This is a genomic window from Vibrio sp. Sgm 5 (assembly GCF_026241575.1).
Taxonomy (GTDB): Bacteria; Pseudomonadota; Gammaproteobacteria; order Enterobacterales; family Vibrionaceae; genus Vibrio; species Vibrio jasicida.
Genome location: NZ_JAPHPY010000145.1, coordinates 1 through 376, shown reverse-complemented (window position 1 = coordinate 376; position 376 = coordinate 1). Strand labels below are relative to the sequence as shown.

The 376-nt window shown below is 46.0% G+C and carries 1 pseudogene; it reads left to right on the top strand.

The features are described from left to right. Positions 1-376 (top strand): annotated as a pseudogene (locus tag OQJ86_RS26445) (hypothetical protein); the annotation flags it as partial.

The window sequence follows — 376 nt, the reverse complement described above, 5'->3', positions numbered from 1 at the left end:
TCATCTCTATCTGTACTAACAAGCGTCTCCCTCGCAACACTTCTTACTGCGTGTAATGGTGGTGGTGAGGGCGGCTCGGACAATCCGGTAATTACTTCACCTGCCGACAATACGGCGATCTTCTCAGCAAACATTAGTAATAATGCTATTGTTGGTGAGCGCACTTCTATTAACGTTACTGGTTATGTCAATACAAGCGATGATAGCGAGTTTGTGATTACGTCTGTCGAGTCATTATCAGGGGATGCTTGTCAGGTCGTCAGCTCTGGTTCAACGTCGTTTGATGTAAGCTCGAATGAAACGCAAGATTGCCTGTATCAATACCGAGTCTCTCCAATGAGCAGTAGCGCACAGTCAGAGTCTTATGTTCGTGTTG